The organism is Reichenbachiella sp. (assembly GCF_965233835.1).
Lineage (GTDB): Bacteria > Bacteroidota > Bacteroidia > Cytophagales > Cyclobacteriaceae > Reichenbachiella.
In genome coordinates, this window is the sequence record NZ_OZ247585.1 from 1,669,932 (window position 1) to 1,690,694 (window position 20,763).

16 protein-coding genes and 1 tRNA gene are annotated in these 20,763 nt (G+C 40.6%); 4 read left to right on the forward strand and 13 right to left on the reverse strand.

Annotated features, from left to right (window positions below):
* Positions 1-5: 5 nt before the first annotated feature.
* The gene (locus tag ACO6S2_RS07275) at positions 6-2,114 is read right to left on the reverse strand and encodes a molybdopterin-dependent oxidoreductase (RefSeq protein WP_422361836.1); all 2,109 of its coding nucleotides are present in this window, start codon (positions 2,112-2,114) and stop codon (positions 6-8) included.
* A 126-nt stretch (positions 2,115-2,240) separates the two neighbouring features.
* Positions 2,241-4,331 carry a methionine--tRNA ligase gene (gene metG / locus ACO6S2_RS07280; protein ID WP_422362437.1) on the reverse strand — a complete coding sequence of 697 codons (2,091 nt, stop codon included), beginning with the start codon at positions 4,329-4,331 and terminating at the stop codon, positions 2,241-2,243.
* A 102-nt stretch (positions 4,332-4,433) separates the two neighbouring features.
* Between metG and ACO6S2_RS07285 the strand changes: the two genes are divergently transcribed.
* Positions 4,434-4,976 (forward strand): hypothetical protein, encoded by a 543-nt coding sequence (locus ACO6S2_RS07285; RefSeq protein WP_422361837.1) that lies wholly within the window; start codon positions 4,434-4,436, stop codon positions 4,974-4,976.
* On the opposite strand, the gene ACO6S2_RS07290 is transcribed toward ACO6S2_RS07285, so the two are convergent.
* The 11 genes from ACO6S2_RS07290 to ACO6S2_RS07340 all read right to left on the reverse strand — a co-directional run bounded on the left by ACO6S2_RS07290 (position 4,973) and on the right by ACO6S2_RS07340 (position 17,099).
* Positions 4,973-6,700 (reverse strand): transglutaminase domain-containing protein, encoded by a 1,728-nt coding sequence (locus ACO6S2_RS07290; protein ID WP_422361838.1) that lies wholly within the window; start codon positions 6,698-6,700, stop codon positions 4,973-4,975. The genes ACO6S2_RS07285 and ACO6S2_RS07290 overlap by 4 nt on opposite strands.
* A 93-nt stretch (positions 6,701-6,793) precedes the next feature.
* A complete protein-coding gene (rseP, locus tag ACO6S2_RS07295; protein WP_422361839.1) occupies positions 6,794-8,113 on the reverse strand; it encodes an RIP metalloprotease RseP in 1,320 nt (439 codons plus the stop codon).
* Positions 8,113-9,264 carry a 1-deoxy-D-xylulose-5-phosphate reductoisomerase gene (locus ACO6S2_RS07300; protein WP_422361840.1) on the reverse strand — a complete coding sequence of 384 codons (1,152 nt, stop codon included), beginning with the start codon at positions 9,262-9,264 and terminating at the stop codon, positions 8,113-8,115. The genes rseP and ACO6S2_RS07300 overlap by 1 nt, the downstream gene beginning before the upstream one ends.
* A 256-nt stretch (positions 9,265-9,520) precedes the next feature.
* Positions 9,521-11,017, reverse strand: a complete 1,497-nt coding sequence (locus ACO6S2_RS07305; protein ID WP_422361841.1) for a GH3 auxin-responsive promoter family protein — start codon at positions 11,015-11,017, stop codon at positions 9,521-9,523.
* Positions 11,018-11,019: 2 nt separating this feature from the next.
* Positions 11,020-11,604 carry a DUF6624 domain-containing protein gene (locus ACO6S2_RS07310; protein WP_422361842.1) on the reverse strand — a complete coding sequence of 195 codons (585 nt, stop codon included), beginning with the start codon at positions 11,602-11,604 and terminating at the stop codon, positions 11,020-11,022.
* Positions 11,601-12,653, reverse strand: a complete 1,053-nt coding sequence (locus ACO6S2_RS07315) for a M42 family metallopeptidase (RefSeq protein WP_422361843.1) — start codon at positions 12,651-12,653, stop codon at positions 11,601-11,603. Before ACO6S2_RS07315 ends, ACO6S2_RS07310 begins: the two co-directional genes overlap by 4 nt.
* 145 nt (positions 12,654-12,798) lie before the next feature.
* Positions 12,799-13,329 (reverse strand): GNAT family N-acetyltransferase, encoded by a 531-nt coding sequence (locus tag ACO6S2_RS07320; protein ID WP_422361844.1) that lies wholly within the window; start codon positions 13,327-13,329, stop codon positions 12,799-12,801.
* Between the two features lie 333 nt (positions 13,330-13,662).
* A tRNA-Leu gene (locus tag ACO6S2_RS07325) sits at positions 13,663-13,746 on the reverse strand.
* 185 nt (positions 13,747-13,931) lie between these two features.
* Positions 13,932-14,903 (reverse strand): L-histidine N(alpha)-methyltransferase, encoded by a 972-nt coding sequence (gene egtD, locus ACO6S2_RS07330; RefSeq protein ID WP_422361845.1) that lies wholly within the window; start codon positions 14,901-14,903, stop codon positions 13,932-13,934.
* Positions 14,896-16,182: an ergothioneine biosynthesis protein EgtB gene (egtB, locus tag ACO6S2_RS07335; protein WP_422362438.1), complete on the reverse strand. Its 1,287-nt coding sequence runs from the start codon at positions 16,180-16,182 to the stop codon at positions 14,896-14,898. The genes egtD and egtB overlap by 8 nt, the downstream gene beginning before the upstream one ends.
* An 80-nt stretch (positions 16,183-16,262) precedes the next feature.
* Positions 16,263-17,099 (reverse strand): cytochrome-c peroxidase, encoded by an 837-nt coding sequence (locus ACO6S2_RS07340; RefSeq protein WP_422361846.1) that lies wholly within the window; start codon positions 17,097-17,099, stop codon positions 16,263-16,265.
* A 227-nt stretch (positions 17,100-17,326) separates the two neighbouring features.
* On the opposite strand from ACO6S2_RS07340, the gene ACO6S2_RS07345 reads away from it, so the two are divergent.
* From ACO6S2_RS07345 to ACO6S2_RS07355, 3 genes are all read left to right on the forward strand, one after another.
* Positions 17,327-18,433 (forward strand): cytochrome-c peroxidase, encoded by a 1,107-nt coding sequence (locus ACO6S2_RS07345; RefSeq protein ID WP_422361847.1) that lies wholly within the window; start codon positions 17,327-17,329, stop codon positions 18,431-18,433.
* Positions 18,402-19,157 carry an MbnP family protein gene (locus ACO6S2_RS07350; RefSeq protein ID WP_422361848.1) on the forward strand — a complete coding sequence of 252 codons (756 nt, stop codon included), beginning with the start codon at positions 18,402-18,404 and terminating at the stop codon, positions 19,155-19,157. Before ACO6S2_RS07345 ends, ACO6S2_RS07350 begins: the two co-directional genes overlap by 32 nt.
* Before the next feature lie 73 nt (positions 19,158-19,230).
* On the forward strand, positions 19,231-20,760 hold the full coding sequence (locus ACO6S2_RS07355) for a GNAT family N-acetyltransferase (protein ID WP_422361849.1): 1,530 nt from the start codon (positions 19,231-19,233) through the stop codon (positions 20,758-20,760).
* Positions 20,761-20,763: the final 3 nt, after the last annotated feature.

The window sequence follows — 20,763 nt, forward strand, 5'->3', positions numbered from 1 at the left end:
TCATACTAATTTTTACATACCTCCAGTTTTACAGGTACACCATTGACAGCGGCATTACCCGTTAGCTGATCCACAAAATTGTCATCCGTTAGTTCGTTGATATTTGTGCCAGGTGAAGTGGCAGCAACATCAAGCTTAATCTTACCCTTGTGTCCCCAGCCATGTGGCAGACTTACAACGCCTTGCATGATTTCTTCTGTGGTTTTGAACGGAACGATCACGTGTCCCACCCGCGAAGTGATTTTAATGTTGGTTTCATTACTTAACCCTAATTTTTGAGCATCATCCGGGTGAAGAAAAAGGTCGCATGTATTATTTTTCAATAATCGCTTACTATTATGCAGCCAGGAATTACAGGTTCTTAATTGACGCCTGCCGATGAGCAGAAAATCTTCAGGATTGAAAGTGTTGAACTTTTGTTTCACACGCTGAAGGTCTTCTTTGATTTCTTCTGGAAAGAGGTTGATCAATTTATCCTTATGGTAAAGTGATTCTGGCATTTGAGATTTTAGAGCTCCTAAATCGATGCCATGCGGATTCTTTCTTAATTTTTTTATATTCAATTCCTTTTTGTAAGGACCTCTTTTGAGTAGAATGTCGAGCATCTTTTCTGGTGAAAACAAGTACATAAGACCTAATTTGATTCGCTTCGACAATGTGAGTTTTTTCATTGATTTCAAGTAGGCGACTCTCAATGCTCTAAAAATTTCCCAGTCATACTTAGCTCCTTCTGATTTGTCAAATAGCGCTTCTGAATATTTCGAAGTGTTTCTGACAGCAAGCGTATGGAATATGATGTCGTAAAGGTCTGTCTCAAGCCCAGTGGCTGGAGGTAATATGATGTCGGCGAGTTTGGATGTTTCATTGATGTATATATCCACCGATACTATAAAATCTAAGGATTCGAAGGCCTTTTCCAATTGTACACCATTAGGTGTAGAGAGTACTGGATTACCGGCGCTGATGATCATAGCTTTAATCTGCCCATCGCCAGGAGTCAATATTTCTTCAGCCATTACTGATGACGGAAGCTCTCCTCCGACTTCGGGAAGCCCGCGTACTCTGCTCTTCCATTTACCAATATGGCCTTTTGAAATTTGAGGTTTTAAATCAATGGCTGGAGTGGTGAACATATATCCGCCTGCTTCATCGAAGTGACCAGTGAGAATGTTTAATATATTGATCAGCCACATACACATGCCTCCGAATTCCTGGGTGCATACCCCCATTCTTCCATATAAAACTGCCTTTTCAGTGCTCGCAAATTTTCTGGTTAATTCTTTGAGTACGTTTGAATCGATGCCAGTAATCGCGGCTGTCTTTTCTGGGGAGTAATCATTCGCTACTTGGTGTAGCTCTTCATAGCCTTTGAGGTGTTGTTCAAATCTTCCGAGCTTCACCAGACCTTCTTCAAGTAGGATATGGAGCATACTTAATAGCATGAATGCATCCGAACCAGGTCGAATGAAAAGATGTTGGTCCGATTTATCCGATGTTTCTGTGTAGCGTGGATCGATATTGATAATCTTACCTCCTCTGTCTTGAATGTTTTTTAATCTCTTCTTGATATTCGGAGCGGATAGTAGGCTGCCATTGGATATAATCGGGTTAGCTCCCAGAATGATTAAAAAATCGGTCCTATCGATATCAGGTATGGGAATTTGGAACTGATGACCATACATCAAATAAGCCATATATTGATGTGGTAATTGATCTACACTCGTAGCTGAAAATCTGTTTTTTGTCCTGAGCTCTTTTAGGAATTCAGGGGCTGACAATAAAGAACCCGTATTGTGAACATTCGGATTTCCGCTATACACCCCGACGGCATCCAATCCATGTTTCTTTCTTGTAGAGGCTAAGGCATCGGCTACTTCTTGAATGGCAGCTTCCCATGGAATTTCTACCCATCCATCTGCCGTTTTTTTAACCGGTTTTTTTAGACGATTTGGATCTTCATAAATGTCTTTTAGGGCAAGTGCCTTTGGGCAGATATGTCCTTGGCTAAATTCATCATCTAAATCACCTTTGATGGAGATGACTTCTTTGCCGTCGTGTTCGATAGCCAGGCCGCACATGGCTTCGCATAGATTGCAGGTTCGATAGTGGGTCATGCCGTATCTTTTTTCAAAAGATAGGACTTTTATAATGATTCGACAATTGTGAAGTCAATGGATTCGGTGAACAAAAAAAGCTCAAGGTTTAAACCCTGAGCTTTTTTTCATAGGAGTGAAATGTGATTAACTAATCCCCATCCCATTCTGAGTCACCTCGTTAGGCTGAACCAATCGAAGCTTGCCGTCGTGGTCTTCGGCCATTAGGATCATGCCTTGGGACTCGATACCCATGATTTTGCGAGGAGCCAAGTTCATCAGAACTGTCACTTGCTTACCGATCATTTCTTCAGGAGTATAGTGCTTGGCGATGCCACTCAAGATGGTACGGGTATCTACACCAGTGTCTACTTTAAACTTCAAAAGCTTGTTGGATTTCGGTACGGCTTCGGCTTCTAAAATGGTAGCTGTACGGATATCCATTTTCATGAAGTCATCGAACGTTACCTCAGGCTTCTGTGGTGCTACTTCTACATCTTCTACTGCAGCAGACTTGTTGGCTTCTGTCGCTTTCAATTTCTCTACTTGTTCTTCCACGAGTTTGTCATCTATTTTTTCAAATAATAAGGCCGGCTTCTCTATGTTTTGTCCTGCTAATAAAATACTTGCCGAACCAGCTTCATTCCATTTTTCTCCATCCATGTTGAGCATGGTGGCAATTTTCTCTGCTGTTTTTGGTAGGAAGGGTTCTGACAGAATAGACAAGTTAGCTGCTATTTGCAAGGCAACGTTCAAAATGGTAGCCGTACGCTTTTCATCTGTCTTGATCAATTTCCATGGTTCAGTATCCGCTAGGTATTTATTGCCCAAACGTGCTAAATCCATTAAATGAGCCAAAGCCTCTCTAAATCTGTATTTTTCAATGCTTTCTGAAATCTTAGCAGGAAATGTTGCCATTTCTTTGATCACCGCTTCGTCTTCGCCCTGTAGTTCGGCTGCAGGAAGTTTGCCATCAAAATATTTGTGCGTAAGCACAACAGCACGGTTGACGAAATTACCAAAGATGGCCACCAACTCGTTGTTCACTCTGGCCTGGTAGTCTTTCCAGGTAAACTCACTGTCTTTGGTTTCTGGCGCAATGGAAGTAAGTACATACCTCAATTCATCTTCTTTGCCGGGAAATTCATCCAGATACTCATGCAACCAAACGGCCCAATTTCTTGAAGTAGATATTTTCTCTCCTTCTAGGTTTAGAAATTCGTTGGCGGGTACATTTTCAGGTAAGATATATTCGCCATGTGCATGAAGAATCGCTGGGAAAATGATACAGTGAAATACAATGTTGTCCTTTCCGATAAAATGGATAAGGCAGGCGTCATCTTCATCGTTCGCCTGCTTCTTCCAATGGTCCTCCCAGTTTTTGTTGTTCTCTTTTGCCCAGTCTTTGGTAGCTGATATGTAACCAATGGGGGCATCAAGCCAAACGTATAGTTTTTTCCCTTCTGCTTTGGGTAATGGGACATCTACACCCCAATCCAAATCTCTGGTCATGGCACGTGGTTGTAAGCCTTCTTTGAGCCATGAACTACACTGGCCATACACATTGGATTTCCATTCGCCTTTTTTGCCTTCGATTAGCCACTGCTCTAGCCAGGGCTGATATTTGTCTAATGGTAAGTACCAGTGCTTCGTCGTTTTCAAGACTGGCGTTTTTCCACTTAATGTGGAAATGGGGTTGATCAAATCTGTGGCATTAAGGGAAGTGCCACACTTCTCACACTGATCACCATAAGCGGCTGGGTGACTGCACTTAGGACATGTACCAGTTACATATCTGTCCGCAAGAAATTGCTTGAACTCTTCATCGTAGAATTGCTCAGACTCTTTCTCCGTGAACTCTCCTTTTTCATAAAGGTTCAAGAAAAACTCTTGGGAGGTTTTATGATGAATCTGTTCGGATGTACGGTGATACATATCGAATGATATACCAAATCGCTGAAAAGTATCTTTATTGATTTGATGATACTTGTCAATGATCGCTTGAGGTGTAGTGTTTTCTTTTTTAGCCCTGAGCGTAATAGCTGCTCCGTGCTCATCACTTCCACAGACGTAGGCTACCTCTTTTCCTTTGACTCTGAGATAGCGTACATAAGTATCTGCAGGCAAATAGGCACCAGCAATGTGACCGATGTGTAACGGGCCATTCGCATAAGGAAGGGCAGAGGTGACAGTATATCTTTTAAACTCTTTTTGCACAGATTTTTTTTCGGCAAAGATAGAAATAATCGAAAGCTAGGGGACGTAATTCATACTTATTTAAGTTGGCTAAAGTGTAGGTGAAAAAATATTGGTAACTTAAGCGAAACCAACATCCTGAAAATGAAACAAGAATTAATTCAAACACTTGGCAAAAACGGATATCGAGTTTACCAAAACGAGGACTGTTTGATCATTAGAACCAAGATTTTTGGGTCTTGGGGGCTATTGATTCTCTTTTCTATTTTGGGATTCACTTTTACCATGCTTGGGCTGTTGATTCTTGTGCTAGCCGGAAACTGGGAAGGTTTGCTCGCATTAGGGGTAGGAGTTGTTTTGTTGGTGGCACCATTTTTTAATTATCTCACTGCATCATATCGCAGTCTGTTAATTGACCGAAAGAACAAAACAATATTGTTCAGAGCTGGTCATTCAAGAGCCTATTTGTTTACCGATGTAAAAGATGTGAAATTGGAAGTACAAGCGAAACAGGCTGATACTAATGCCTTTTCAGATTCTAATCAGGAATTTCACTATACCATTACAGCTTACATGAATAGAGGAGACATAGAAGAAATTATTGCCCTGAAATTTAGCAATGAAGAAAGCGAACGACTGATGTTTGAACTGAAAGATTATCTACAAACTATGCTTACTTATTCTTAGAACTTGAGGTTTAAGTTTTTTCTAGTGAGAACCAAAATTATGAATTCGGGATCTTCATGTTTGATAGTAATTAGAAGGTAACTTCTCCCCTGAGGAATTACAATGGCTCCAAAATTTCCTTTGTATCCATGCCAGATGTTTAGTTTTTTATCGTTGTTGACATTGATGTTCTGGTCTCCAATGAATTCGTAGATCTTTTCTTTTGCGGTTTTTTCTGTTACTTGTTGGCCGGAGGCAATCACCTGAAAACAATTTATTTTTTCATCGTAGTCGTTTTCTAAAGCCAAAAACAGATCAGATGCAGTCTCGGTGCCGTCATTTAAAATATTGAAGCCATCAGGAATATTCATTCGAATACCTAGACCTTCATTTTCGTAAACGGGATTTTCAAAATAATAGGGAAAGACTTGACTTGATACTGAATACTTTTTGCCCCCGAGGCTAAAGGATTCAGCTTGTAAGTTTTTAAGGACTGGAATTTGCTCTAAATAGGAGTGACTTAATGGGCTACCATACTGACTTTTGAATAAGGCTATTCTCAGTGCTGGGTTGGGTGGAAAATTGTATGTTAAATCCTGTGGCTCCCAATGATTATTGATGGCGACTTCTATCCATGTTTTGGATATCCAAAACCATCGATCATAACAATAACCATAAACGATGCGGACTGGGATGTTAGCGGTTGAGAGTAATTCGAATAGAACCAGATTTGGGTAGGGGAGGTTCTTCGAAAAACCTTTGATTTGATTAACCTTCTCGTTTCTTGTGAGCGTGTGAATCCCTAATGAATCTAGTATCTCATTGCCTCTAACTGCACTAAAAAACAACTCCGTCTGAGAACGACTTGTGGTATCTGATTGAAGGTAGGGTTCCTTGGTTTTATCTACGATTAGAACAAAGGAGGAACTGTCTTGAAAAGTAATTTTTTGATTGTGTTGTTTGAACGTTAGGGATGATAAACTGTCCAGCCCATCTATTTTGAGTTTAACTGAGCTGATGTTACGTGGGTCTGGAAACCGGATGTTGGACAGTAGACGATTTATTTCGAACGCGTCCGACTCAAAGAATTGAGATGAGCCAGTTTTATTTGTTCTGATCAGGCTGATCTGACCGAACGATGACTGGCCTTTGGTTTCCACCAAGTTGAATTCCTTGTCGAATTTGCTAATTGTCGATGTAGATCCAGTAGTCTGCTTTACCACTCTTAGTTTTTGTGCTTTTTCCACAGAATAACTTAGAAGTTCTCTGGTGACCTCAACAACTTGATTTAGCTCTGTAGAAAATGTCTGATAGCATAATTTAGATCCAACGGTATCTAGTTCTCTGGTACTCAATTTTCTTATTTTATCAGGGCCCAAAACAATGGATTGGTTTATTGAATAAAATGTTGAACTATCAGAATCGTTGATATAGCTGATGGTATCAGATTCAAATCTTGCTTGATATCTCAGCGTGTCCTTGAAAATAGTCGTCCAGGAAACAAATTCGAGGAATCCTGAATCTGACTCAACGAAATGAGAAGAGGAAGAAAAATTCAAAGAGTCTTGTAAGGTAAGCAGGCTGAATTCGAGCGAAGTAAAGGTGTGAATATTTTGGTCGACTTCTGTACTTATTCTGTAGCTACCTGCTCGATGGTTATTGACATCAACTTGGTAAGAAAAGCCCTGAGCACAAGTAATTTGACTTATCGCAAGTAAGAATAAAGTGAAAGAAAGTCTGCGCATTGAAAAGGTTGATTCCTATCAAAGAAACAATATAAATAAAAAAGAGCACTGATGATTTCAGTGCTCTTCAAATTGAATGTTTTTTATAGCAATTTAGAAAATGGTCTGAACGATGTCATTGAAGAAAGCAAACACCATTAAACTTAATAGAATTACCATACCAACTTTCTGCGCATTCTCTAGAAACTTGTCGGATGGCTTCTGACCTGACACAATTTCATAGGTTAAGAAAACCACGTGCCCACCGTCAAGCGCTGGAATAGGTAAAAAATTCATAAATGCCAGTACCATAGAAAGCAAGCCAGTCATATTCCAGAATTTGTTCCAGTCCCAGGTGCCGCCAAACATCTGTGCGATACGAATAGGACCGCTAAGAGATTTTGAAACCGCTACATCTCCTGAAAATATTTTGCCTAAGCCTTTGATGTTAGCCCACACTACATTGAATGCCTGAGATGTGCCAATTGGAATGGCTTCTCCAAAGGAGTATTCATCATGTTGGTAGTTGATTAAAGGACTTGGCTGAAAGCCAATGGTGCCCTCAGATGAAACTTTGAACGTCAGCGTAGCTGTGCTGTTGTCCGCTCTTTTGACCGTAGCTACGACACTTGAGTCCGCATTCGATGTTAATAAGCTTTTGAGTTGATCAAAGTAAAGCGCGGGTTCGTTATTAATAGTTAGAATTTGATCTTTGGCTTTCAGTCCACCATCAGCCGCTGCCGTTCCAGCGATCACTTGACCGACCTCGTATGGAAATCTAAAGGAGATGAATTGATCCTTGTATTTCTTGTCTGTCAATTTGTTTAGGAAGCCTTCAGGAAAAGCTAAATCAAATACGGAGTCTCCTCTTTGAACTTTGTATGTGGGCTGATCAGCAAAAAGCACCTCCATGCTTCTCAAGTCTGTGAAACGATCATAATCTTTACCATTTACTTTTAGGATGATATCACCAGATTTCAATCCTATTTCCTGCCCCAGTTGATAGGCAACAATACCATGCTTGTTGAGTTCTTCTTTAGGTATGTAAGAATTGCCATTGCTGTAAACCAGAAATACGAAAATGATGATGCCTGTGATTACATTAACAATGATGCCGCCCATCATGACTATGAGTCTTTGCCAAGCCGGTTTAGCTCTAAATTCCCATTCTTCAGGTTCAGCAGACATACTTTCCGTATCCAATGATTCGTCGATCATACCGGATATTTTCACAAAGCCACCCAGAGGAATGGCACCAAAAGAGTATTCTGTTTCACCGTATTGAAAGCCCCAAATTTTCGGGGGAAACCCAATCGAATATTTTTCTACCCTCATACCGAAGGCTTTTGCGGCAATTAAATGCCCAAATTCGTGCACACCCACCAAAATGGATAATCCCAACAAAAGTTGGGCTGTCATGATTAGTCCTTCCATCAATTAATTAATTCTGTTGCTAATATTCGAGTTTCTTTATCTGTCTCTACGTAATCGTCAAAATTAGGAGTGGAGATATACGAGATTTTGTTCAGACAGGATTCCACCACATCAGACATCTCCAGGAAGCCTATACGGTCCTCCAAAAATTTTGATACCGCAATTTCGTTAGCCGCATTCAATATACAAGGCTGATTGCCCCCTTTTTTTAGCGCGTCAAATGACAATCCGAGATTTTTGAATGTTTCCATATCCGGTTTTTCGAAAGTAAGCTGTGGGTAGTCCATAAAATCAAACCGAGGAAAATTAGTCTTAAGACGGTCAGGGTATGTCAATGCATACTGTATAGGCAGCTTCATGTCCGGCAATCCCATCTGTGCTTTGATTGATCCATCTTCAAACTGTACCATGGAGTGGACAATCGATTGTGGATGAACAACCACTTCTATTTGTTCAGCGGTCAGGTCAAAAAGCCATTTGGCTTCAATCACCTCCAAGCCTTTGTTCATCAAACTGGCCGAATCGATAGTGATTTTGGCTCCCATGTCCCAGTTGGGGTGCTTGAGTGCTTGTTCTTTTTTGACATTAGTCAAAAAGTCACGGTTCTTTCCTCTGAACGGTCCTCCAGAGGCTGTAAGGATGATTTTTTCTATTGGGTTGGTAAATTCACCAGTCAGACATTGAAAAATCGCAGAATGTTCGGAGTCCACTGGTAGAATTGGCACTCGTTTCTTCTTAGCCAGTCGGGTTACTAATTCACCTGCTACTACTAGTGTTTCTTTGTTTGCCAGCGCAATGGCTTTGCCGGCTTCAATGGCTCTGAGGGTAGGCTTCAATCCCGCGTATCCAACGAGGGCAGTGAGTACCACGTCAACTTCTTCCAGTTCAGCAGCATGGCACAAAGCATTTTCACCAGCGAACACCTTGATGTCTTGATTGTCCAAGGCATCGAATACTCTTTGGTATTTGTCCTCATTCGCAATTACGACCAAATTGGGTTTGAATTGGATGGCTTGTTTGATAAGCAAGTCCGCATTTTCATTGGCCGTAATGGCTTCCAGCTCAAAATGATCTGGATTGGCTTCTATTACCTCTAAGGCTTGTGTGCCAATTGAGCCAGTTGAACCAAGAATGGATATTTTTTTCTTCAATTTTTTTGTTTTGGGTACCGCGTTTTGCTTAATCAATAACCCTTGGTTATTTCGACCGCAGGCGATCCGCCGAAGCGGAAAAATCTTCGATAAAGCACATATCAGAGATTAGATTTCTCTCCCGATTTCTATTGGGATCGAAATGACATAAAACACTGATATTTCCTTTTATTTCTAAACTTAAACTAAAAAGCAGCTGCAAAGCTATATAGAATAGTTGAACTGAACTTTTCTAAAGTTTAGAACTTTGGAAAAGTTATAGCTTAAGCTTTATCAACTGATCTGCAATCTTCCGATCGTTGGACAATCTCGGCACTTTGTTTTGTCCGCCTAGTTTGCCCTGAGACTTCATATAGTCGATAAAGGCATTCTTTTTTAATGGAATGATTTCTAGTCTTTCCAGAATATTACCGGTGATCAAATCATCATAGTACGAGTTGAGTGTTCTGAGTTTTTGATCAATGGTATCAGCAAATCGCTTCATGTCATCAGGTTGGTGACCAAATTCGATAAACCACTGATGCTTTGGTAGTCCTGATTCAGGTGTCACCTGTGGTGCTACAGTAAACTCAGTGATCTCGGTTTGAGTTTGCGCTTGTACCGCTGCGTTCATCGCTTTTTCTACTTCCTGACCAATCACATGCTCGCCGAAGGCAGAAATAAAATGTTTGATTCTGCCAGTCACGACTACCCGGTAGGGATCTGTCGAAACAAAGGCCACCGTATCGCCGATCGAATAGCCCCACAGTCCGGCATTGCTATTAATAATCAAGGCATAGTTGACTCCTGTTTTTACCTCACTGATACTCAGTCGAGTTGGATTTTTATCAAAATATTCGTCCGCAGGAATGAACTCAAAGAAAATTCCAGAGTCAAGCAACAAGAGTAGTCCTTCTTCATCCAACGTATCTTGGTAGGCAATAAAGCCTTCGGAAGCCGGGTAGGTTTCTACAGAATCTATGGTTTTTCCGATACTCTCAAACAATTTGGCCTTGTAGGGTTTGAAGTTGACGCCCCCATAGACGAATAATGAAAAATCAGGGAAAAGATCTTTGATGGCTTGGCCAGTTTTGGCTGTCAATCGATCGAAATACATTTGAACCCAGGGTGGAATGCCTGAGATGAGCGTCATGTTTTTTTGATAGGTCTCTTCTACGATTTGATCGACTTTCTGCTCCCAATCTTCGATGCAGTTGGTTTCGTAAGAGGGCATTTGATTAGAACGCAAATACCCTGGTACGTGGTGATTGACTATGCCGGAAAGTCTTCCAGTATGAATGCCACTAGTTTTGGTCATGATAGGACTGCCGGAAAGGAAAATCAGATTGCCATCCAGAAACTTACTGTTGCCAGAATTATGGACATAATTCAATAGTGCATTTCTAGCGCTATTGATATGATTGGGCACAGAGTCCTTCGTGATGGGAATGTACTTGGTGCCTGAGGTCGTGCCTGAAGTCTTAGCAAAATAGGAGGGCAGTCCGGGCCATAGTACATCCGGTTCTCCAGTTTTCACACGGTCTACATAGGGCCGAAGCACTTCATAATCTCCAATCGGAACCGCTTCTTTAAATTCCTGATAGTTGCCAACATCTTTGAAATTGTGGTCTTTGCCAAAGGCTGTATTGGCTGCTTTTTTTGTTATTTCAGAGAGGATTTTGTCCTGAGATTCTGTGGGGTTAGAGACCCATTGGCTTTGTTGGTTGACGATGTATTTGGCGAATGGCTTGCTCAGTACCGATCGGATGCCCATGTTTATTGGTATTTGCTTTGTACGGTTTTCAACTCTTCATCGGTGAGTGGTAGGAGTCCTACTTCCACACGTTTTTCATTTACCGAATTTACATCTTCCAATGGAAACAGCACTTGTTTATCATCAACATAATTCCACTGTGTTCCGAAAACCTGTGGCTGTTTTTTGTTGACTAATATTCGATCCTTCATAGTGGCCATTTGCGCCAAGCTTGATTCCCCTCTTTGGGTGGAAGCTTCAAGCATGGGGTAATATCTTTCCCTTACCTGATCATTTGGTGCATGCTGTACCGCCAAAAAAATGGAGATGTTGGCTTTTTTGCCAATCACTGAGGTGCCTAACCAGCCATGCTCAGTTAAAACCGCCACCACATAGTTGAGGTGTATGGAATCACGAAAACTGATCAACTGATTGAGTGAATCCATTTGATAGGACTCAAAACCAAACGCCTGAGCGATAGGCATTACGGCTTCGCGCACTTCAATACTCTGATCTACAAAATGCTCCAGATTACTGCGCAGGCTAGAATAATCTTGAGCGAATCCTTTGAATGAAATAAAACAGAAAATGAAGGTTAGTTTTTTCAAGTCCAGCTCCAGTTATAATTGTGAATGTTTTCAAAGGCAGCCACCGTCAGATCAATTGACGCCTGTATATCGTCTTTGTCTGCCATTTCGATCACTTGATGCAAATGCCTTGTTGGAATAGAAATGGCTCCTGATATGGCGCCGTTTTTACCCTTTTGCTGAATGCCGGAAGTATCCGTGCCGCCAGCAACAAGTATTTCGTTTTGCCACTTGATCTTGTGATCATCAGCTGTTTTTCTTAGGAAGTTAACCATTCGTGTATCGCAAATGGTCATGGCGTCGAGAATCTTAATCGCCGTACCTTTACCCAGTTCGGTCACATATTCGTGGGGTTGTGCGCCAGGTAAGTCGTAGGCAATGGTAGTATCTAGTGCAATACCAAAATCAGGATTGATACTGTGAGCAGCTACATTGGCACCTCGGATGCCTACTTCTTCCTGTACAGAAAATACTGCATAGATATCATGTGCATTGTTTTTCAGCTGTTTCATGGCTTCTATCAAGATGAAGACAGATACTCTGTTGTCAATCGACTTACAATTGACACAGTTGCCCATTTCGATCAAGTCTCTTTCTCTGGTCACGGGATTACCGACAGCCACGATTTTCTCGACTTCCTCCTTAGGCATTCCTAAGTCGATGAAATAGTCTTCTTTCTTAGCGGGCTTCTCTCTCTCCGCTGGTGACATCACATGGATTGGTTTACTACTCATTACGCCGATAATGTCTTTTTTACCATGAACGACCACTCGCTGCGCCGTAAAAGTTTTAGGGTCAAATCCTCCAAGGGTTTGAAATCTCAAAAAACCATTGTCATCGATATGATTAACAATAAATCCTATTTCATCCATGTGAGCCGCTAGCATCACTTTCTTAGGATCATCGCCATTACCTCTTTTGATGGTTACCAAATTGCCCATGTTGTCGATGTGGTATTCGTCCACATGGTTTTTGATTTCTTCTATCACCAGATTTCTGATTCGAGATTCGAAGCCAGGAGCACCAGCGATTTCACAGATGCTTTTGAGTAGTGGGATATTGAGAGCCATAAGATGTAATTAAGAATTCCTGATTAATGTGCGAATTTAAGAATTGAGACTATATCAATCTAGTTAAACGGGAAAGTAAAAGGAAAAATGTGATTATTAAGATGAGTGCTTGAACAAGAACAAGAAACATGGAGCTCGTATTAGCCTATTTTTTTAATTTTAGTTTCATCATAATGTCTCGCTGTAGGTCGATTCCCAATTTGAAAGTTTTTTTATCAAATTCAATAAATCCATTTCTCTTATAAAATTGAATTGCTTTTAAATTCTTTTCCCATACGCTAAGCCAGATAGATTCAAACCTTCTTGAATTTGCTATTTCTAGCGCTTTTTTCAAGAGCAATCGTCCAACATGTTTACCATGAAACTTTTTCAATACGTAAATGCGCTCAATTTCAAGAGAAGAGTCATCTTGTATTTCTGTTTGTGAATTTCCAGTGTTCACCTTTAAGTATCCAATTGTCTGCTTTTCTAGTTCGGCAAAATAAAACTCAGAGTTTTCGTTGTTCAATTCTTCGGTAAGTTGTTGCAATGAAAATTTGGTATTAAGATAGGTTTCCATATTCTCCTTGCTATTGTCAGCAGAGAAAGTGTCGAAAAAGGTGTTTTTTCCAATTTCTTGCAAATTTTCAACGTCTGAGTTGGATATCTTTCGAATTACTATTTGTTCTAATTTCATAATACCTTGAATGTAACCAACAGCTGATAATTATATAGTGCGTTCTTTAAATTGTGTAGCATTCAAATCTAACAGAATAATTTCTATTTGAATTTGAGTTTGAAAGAGATACGCCTTGGTGTATTACTATGTAGTTAGTTGTCTGCTAATTGGCTTGGAGCTGGCTAGTGATAATAGATAGATGAGCCAGAACTATTCTTCTGTTGATTTGAATCAGAAAAGTGTGTAATAATTTTGAAGAAAATGTGCGCACGAGAAGATTCGATGGGAGCGACCTTCGCCTTCCACGAGATTGCTCTGTTAGAAAGTAGTGTGCAATAATTTGGAAAAATGTGCGCACGAGAAGATTCGAACTTCCACGGGATTGCTCCCACCACCCCCTCAAGATGGCGTGTCTACCAGTTTCACCACGTGCGCATTTGTATTGTGATGAGCCCGAATGAATCGGGGTTGCAAAAATAGATTTATTATCGAATTGCCCAAAGTAAATGTGGAGATAGTAGTAAGTTTTTAATTCACAAGCTTACCGCACCTTGCGGCATCTGTAATGGATACAGCAGAAGTCATACTGGCGGGTCGCGGAACGGAGTCCGCGAAGGAGCTTAAACAATCTCCCAGATAGAGTCCACGAAATATTGGTTGGCATCGAACAAGTCTTTTTTTACTTCGAAGCCTGACTTTTTTGCTAATTGATGAAGCTGTTTGAGAGAATACTTTCTTGAAATTTCAGTATGAATAGGTTCCCACTCAGCAAAATGAAAGGTTTGACCATCTAATTCTACCTCTTGCTCTATTTTGCTAAGGAGTGCACTCTTGCATTCTCCGGTCACAGGGTCATAAGTTGGATGATGCTCGAATTGTTCCACGTCAAAATTGCCGCCCAATTCCCTGTTGATTCTTCTAAGTAAGTTGTAGTTGAATTCTGCCGTAATACCTTTTGAGTCGTTATAAGCTAAGAGTATTTTTTTTGGGTCTTTTTTTAAATCCACCCCAATGAAAAGTAAATCGCCAGGGTTTAGTTTGTTGCTAATGTTGGAAGTGAATGACTGCGCTTCATCATTAGTGAAGTTGCCAATATTGGAGCCCAAAAACAGCACCACATTTCTTCGGCCATTACTTTCCTTTAGCTTATTCAAGACCTCGAAATAGTCCCCTTGTATCCCTTTAAAAGATAGGTCAGGCATTTCTTTGGTCAAGGATTGATGCAGTTGATCCAGCGCATTTTGAGAAATGTCGATAGGTACATAGTCGAATGGAATCTCATGATTTAAAAGCTCCTTTAGCAATACTTTGGTTTTCATGCCGTCGCCTGCACCGAATTCGATCAAGTTGAAAGGCTGTTGCTCTGGGAAGAATATGCGAGCTATTTCACTTTTGTGGGATTCAAAGATGTCAAGTTCAGCATTAGTAAGATAATATTCATCCATGTGCATGATCTGCTGGAAAATAGCATCTCCCTTTTTGTCGTAGAAATACTTGGACGAAATGTGCTTAGAGTCAGATGAAAGGCCATCAAGGACATCTGTAAGGAACTGTTTATTCTTGATTATTTCTTTTTCTATGGTTTCAAACATGTTTTGCCAGGCGAATTCCGGTGAAATGCCATTTTAATTGAGGGTGAAAAAAGTTTCTATAGCTTGGTCTGATATGGTCTTTGGGAGTGGCGAACGAACCGCCTCGAAGTACCATTTGATTAACCATGAATTTTCCATTGTATTCGCCTATTGATCCAGTTTCTGTTTTGAAGTACGGATAGGGTAGGTAGGCGGAGTTGGTCCATTCCCATGAGTCTCCATAAAACTGAAAATGATCCTTCTTGGCGGTCTGGGTATTCAAGGCTGCTCCTTCTATAAAGTTGGCGTTTTTATGAATTGCTGATTCAAATTGCTTGCTTGCTACTTCCCATTCGAATTCGGTAGCGAGTCTCATGCCTTTCCATTGAGCGTATGCTGCCGCCTCATACTGGCTAATGTGGGTGACAGGTTCATGAAGGTTGAGCTTCTGCAAACCAAAAAAAGTGTATTGGTACCACTCCCCATCAATGTGGTGCCAGTGCATAGGTGAGGTTTCTTTATTTTCTTGCACCCAAGCCCAGGCTTCCATGTACCAATATTTGAAATTTTGGTAGCCACCTGCCTCTATAAATTCAAGATATTCTCCATTGGTGATCAGTCGATCTCCAATTTCAAAATCATGCAAATAGACTTGATGTATACCTAATTCATTGTCAAAACAAAAACCTTCTTGCTGATGGCCGATGGTATAGTTTCCTTCGGAGATAGGAAGAAAACCAAGGGTTCTACTTTCGGCACTCGAGACAATTTCCTTTTTGGTATATGCCGGAAACAGTGGGTTGTTGCCTAGGATATACTTGATGTCATAAACCAATAGTTCCTGATGCTGCTGCTCATGCTGAAGTCCCAATTCTAATAGACCCGAAATGACCGTAGGGAGTTCGTTGATCGTATCCAGAAAGAAGGCCATTTGTTCGTCTACATAAGCCCTGTACTTGTAGACTTCCTCAGTAGTTGGACGAGTTAGATTGCCTCGATCTGTTCTGAGTACTCGCTTGCCGATACTTTCGTAATAACTATTGAAGACATAGTTGTATTCTGAATGGTAGACTTGATAGCCTATGAAATGTTCTTCGAGTATCATTTTTTCGAAAAACCAAGTGGTATGCCCTAAGTGCCATTTTGGAGGACTTACATCTACAATAGGCTGTACCACCATGTCTTCTTTTTCTAACGGCTCGCACAGATGAATGGATTGATTTCGAACTCTCGTGTATTTATCCTTGAAATAGGAAATGGTAGCAATAGACGGAGCGGTTTGGATATGGGTTGAGATAATCCTTTGAGTTTTTTGGTTAACTTAAATTTAAGATTTCTTACGCATATTTAGTACGAAAGTTGAACTAATTCAGTCGTGTTTCACTTCACTATTTCACCTTCTAGTGTTTTTACGAAAGCTTCAAGTGCGATTTTTTCTGAATCAGAAAACTTGACTTTACCAACAAGAGAATCTTGGTTTTGGTTCAAAGGATCTAAGTTTTGATAATGATCTAGAACTTTACTTAAACTAGCAAACCTACCATCGTGCATATATGGTGCTGTGTACTTTAAGTTTCGAAGTGATGGAGTTTTGTACTTACCCAAATCAACAGAATCTCTTGTGATTCTAAATCGGCCTGTAGACAAAAATAAGTTTTCAACAGAGTAAGCCTGTTCTATGCCATTATGATGAAATCTATTGTCAGTGAAAAGAGGGGGAGTATGGCAAGAAGCACAGTTTTGCTCGAATATCTTTTTTCCTTGGATTTCAATTTTAGAAAATTTTGCAAGCCCCTGTTGCACACTGTCGTATTTGGCGTTTGCTGAAATTAATGTGCGCATGTACTGCGCCAATGCCCGGCTGACGTAAGCGGAAGAGATAGAATCAATATAAAATGCTTTTTTGAATGCTTTTTTATAATCTTTATCTCGGTTCAAATTACTGCATAGCAGAGTTAGATCAGAACCCATTTCATCTGAGTTTGTGAGTGCGGTAAACGATAATGATTCCAGGTTCTTTACACCACCATCCCAAAAGAAGTTTGCTGACCAAGCCAGATTGAACAATGGAGGTGTGTTCCTTTTTAATTTCAAGCGGCTATGGCCAGAGCTAAACCTTTGGCTATCTGAAAAAGAAAGTTCTGGTTGGTGGCAGGAAGCACAAGAAATTTTACCACTAGCAGAAAGTGTTGGATCAAAAAAAAGTGCCTTGCCCAAGGCAACACCTTCTTTAGTTGTTTCATTTCTTGCTGGAGAAGAAATTGGTTTTGGAAAATGAGCAGGATAGCTCAGTTGTAATTTATTTGTAGAAATTGAGTTAGTATTACAGCTCCAGTAAAAAAGGAGAGTGGAAAGGATTACTATGGTGTTGAGAAGTTTCAGATTCGCTATTTTCCTGCGAATGAAAGTTAATGGAATTACAACTTCTACATGTTGACTAATTGATGAATTTAAAGTGTGTCATAATACTTATTGGGTTTCATGTACTTTGTTCATGTGATGATGACACTGAGTTTAAGGGGCCAACCCCATACAGCTATGTGCCTCCAACTCATTTTGGCGACAAATATGAGATTCCCGAGGATAATCCTTTTACCGAAGAAGGCATTGAGCTGGGAAGACATTTATTTTATGAAAAGCAATTGTCTCGTAATGGTCAGGTGTCATGCGGGTCTTGTCATCAGCAATCGAAGGCCTTTACAGATGGCGTAAAATTCAGCATGGGCGTCGATCGGAAATTGACCAGTAGGAGTTCTATGTCACTGGTGAATCTGCTTTGGCAGTCCAAGTTTTTTTGGGATGGTCGAGCGTCAAGTTTGGAAGAGCAATCCCTAGAGCCCATTCAGGATCATATCGAGATGGATTTGTCTTTAACGGAGGCCGTAGAGCGACTGTCCAATTCAGATTCCTATCGTCAGCAATTTCAGCAAGCTTTTGAAACAGAGGAAATTACATCTGATTTAATAGCCAAGGCGCTCAGTCAGTTCATGCGAACACTGGTTTCTTCTAACTCACGATATGATCAATATCTGCTCGGAGAAGAGGTGTTTACAGATCAGGAAAAGCTAGGGATGGATTTATTTTTCACTCATCCAGAGCCCACAATTGGACTGAGAGGAGGGAATTGCGGAGATTGTCATTTAAGTATATTGACTTCAGGTGATCGTAATGGATATCGAGGGTTTCATAATAACGGTATTGATGCCAAAGAAAATTTAGAAAATGGATTGGTGAATATAACAGGAGAGGCTACTGACAAAGGAAAATTTAAAGCACCTAGTTTGCGAAATATTGCACTTACTGCTCCTTATATGCACGATGGTAGATTTGCAACGCTCGAGGATGTGTTGGGTCATTACAATGAAAATATTCAGACCAGTGCAACCTTGGATGTGTTAATTACCGATGCAACTAATAATGCTGAAAATGTGTTGCCCGTAAAACTGGGACTCACTGAAACAGAAAAAGAAGCTATTATCGCATTTTTACATACCCTTACCGACGAAACTTTCATTACAGATGAAGCATTTTCCAACCCTTTCGAAGATTAGCACAACCATTTGCGCGTTGCTAATAATGAGTGCTTGTTCGTCGGATGAAGCAGAAGAAAGTAATGCCCTCATATTTAATTTTAGCGTGAAAGTTGATAATGAAATATTGATTTTTGGATCAAAAAAATATGTCACTCCAAGTCAGCAACAAGTTTCCTTTGACAGAATCGAATTTTATTTAAGCAATATCCAACTCAAAGACGCCAATTCAAATATCGTTTATACTGAACCAGATAGCTATCACCTCGTGAGTTTCGATGCTGACCACCTCACTGCTAGTATAACAGTCGAAGGTGTTCCATCAGAAATTGAGATAGCAGAACTCCTCATGGCTATCGGTGTAGATGCGGAGGCCAACGCGTCGATTGATCATGTGGGGGATTTGGATCCTACAAATGGTATGGCTTGGGATTGGAACACAGGCTACAAGTTTTTCTTGATGGATGGAAGGTATTTTGATAAAGACGATCCACTAGGCGAAGAGATAAAGATGCATATTGGGACAGACAAAAATTACTTTGTTATGAGTCAGGTCTTTTCTGAGCCATTCTCAATCGTTGGAGATTTTACCCTAGGTTATTCGGTAGACGCCATGGCACCAATTGGGGATTTAGATTTTGATCAGGGTACCGTATTTATGAATGATGAACGTGGAGATCAGGTAGCTGACAATTACAAAAATGCACTGCTCATATTGGAAGAGACCTTCGGCTTCATAAAATAATTTGAGACACCCTTACCATTCCTTCTACTCTTTTCTGCTAGCTTTATTTCAATTATTCCGATGAAAGGTACAAATGGAAATTGAAAACATAGAATTGACCTATTTGACTCTTGGAGATTACAAAGAGTTGAAAAAGGCCATGATTGAAGCTTATAGCAGTATTCAGGATGCTTACTGGAAAGCAGACGAGATTAAGTCGTTGATTGATAAATTTCCGGATGGACAGGTGGTGATCAAGGTCAATGGCCAATTGGCAGGATGCGCCTTGTCTATTATTGTAAAATACAACCAATTCGACGAGCACCATACCTACAAAGAAATCACAGGTGACTATACCTTTGACACGCACACTGATGAGGGAGATGTACTGTATGGGATAGATGTTTTTATAAAATCAGAATTTAGAGGACTTCGCTTAGGTAGAAGGTTATATGACTATCGGAAGGAGCTGTGTGAGCGTATGAACTTGCGTATGATTGCTTTTGGTGGGAGAATTCCAAACTATCATAAGTATGCCGATGAGATTTCTCCTAAGGAGTATATAGAAAGAGTCAAAAGAAAGGAGATAGTTGATCCGGTGCTCAACTTTCAAATTTCCAATGATTTTCATCCTTCTAAAGTCCTGACTGGGTATTTAGAGGGAGATGAAGCTTCGAGTGAATATGCTGTTCTCCTAGAGTGGGACAATATCTACTACAAGAAGCCCACAAAAAAGGCGGAGACCAAAAAGAAAATCGTTCGATTAGGATTGGTGCAATGGCAAATGCGATTGTACAAAGGTATGGAAGAGCTCATGCAGCAAGCAGAGTATTTCGTGGATGCGGTATCTGGTTATCGCTGTGATTTCGCCTTGTTTCCTGAGTTTTTCAATGCGCCCTTGATGGCTGAAAATAATCACATGTCAGAGCCAGAGGCCATTCGAGAATTAGCTACTCATACCGAGGAGATTGTTAGGCGGTTTTCAGAATTAGCTATTTCTTACAATATCAACATCATCACCGGCAGTATGCCGGAAATTAAGGACGATTTATTGTATAACGTAGGCTATCTGTGTCGAAGAGATGGCACCACAGAACGGTACGAAAAAATTCACGTGACTCCGGATGAATCTAAGGTCTGGGGGATGCAAGGCGGCAATGAAATCAAGGCTTTTGACACCGATTGCGGTAAGATTGGTGTGTTGATCTGTTACGATTCAGAATTTCCTGAGTTGAGCCGGCTGTTGGCTGAAGAGGGGATGGATATTCTGTTTGTACCTTTTCTTACGGATACACAAAACGGATATTCCAGGGTGAGAAATTGTTCACAAGCTCGAGCGATAGAAAATGAGTGCTATGTAGCAATTGCTGGCAGCGTGGGCAACTTGCCTAAAGTCCATAACATGGATATTCAGTTCGCACAGTCCATGGTATTTACCCCATGTGATTTTGCGTTCCCCACTAATGGTATCAAGGCCGAAGCCACTCCCAATGCGGAAATGATTCTAATAGCCGATGTAGATATTGATTTACTAAGAGAACTGAATCAATTTGGCAGTGTACAAAATTTGAAAGATCGAAGGAAGGATCTTTTTGATTTGAAAAAGAAGCGGTCTAAAAAATAGACT

Coding starts and splice junctions, on each gene's coding strand:
- ACO6S2_RS07275 (WP_422361836.1), bottom strand. CDS start 2,114: ATGACCCACTATCGAACCTGCAATCTATGCGAAGCCATGTGCGGCCTG.
- ACO6S2_RS07285 (WP_422361837.1), top strand. CDS start 4,434: ATGAAACAAGAATTAATTCAAACACTTGGCAAAAACGGATATCGAGTT.
- ACO6S2_RS07290 (WP_422361838.1), bottom strand. CDS start 6,700: ATGCGCAGACTTTCTTTCACTTTATTCTTACTTGCGATAAGTCAAATT.
- rseP (WP_422361839.1), bottom strand. CDS start 8,113: ATGGAAGGACTAATCATGACAGCCCAACTTTTGTTGGGATTATCCATT.
- ACO6S2_RS07305 (WP_422361841.1), bottom strand. CDS start 11,017: ATGGGCATCCGATCGGTACTGAGCAAGCCATTCGCCAAATACATCGTC.
- ACO6S2_RS07315 (WP_422361843.1), bottom strand. CDS start 12,653: ATGGCTCTCAATATCCCACTACTCAAAAGCATCTGTGAAATCGCTGGT.
- ACO6S2_RS07320 (WP_422361844.1), bottom strand. CDS start 13,329: ATGAAATTAGAACAAATAGTAATTCGAAAGATATCCAACTCAGACGTT.
- egtD (WP_422361845.1), bottom strand. CDS start 14,903: ATGTTTGAAACCATAGAAAAAGAAATAATCAAGAATAAACAGTTCCTT.
- ACO6S2_RS07345 (WP_422361847.1), top strand. CDS start 17,327: ATGAATTTAAAGTGTGTCATAATACTTATTGGGTTTCATGTACTTTGT.
- ACO6S2_RS07350 (WP_422361848.1), top strand. CDS start 18,402: ATGAAGCATTTTCCAACCCTTTCGAAGATTAGCACAACCATTTGCGCG.
- ACO6S2_RS07355 (WP_422361849.1), top strand. CDS start 19,231: ATGGAAATTGAAAACATAGAATTGACCTATTTGACTCTTGGAGATTAC.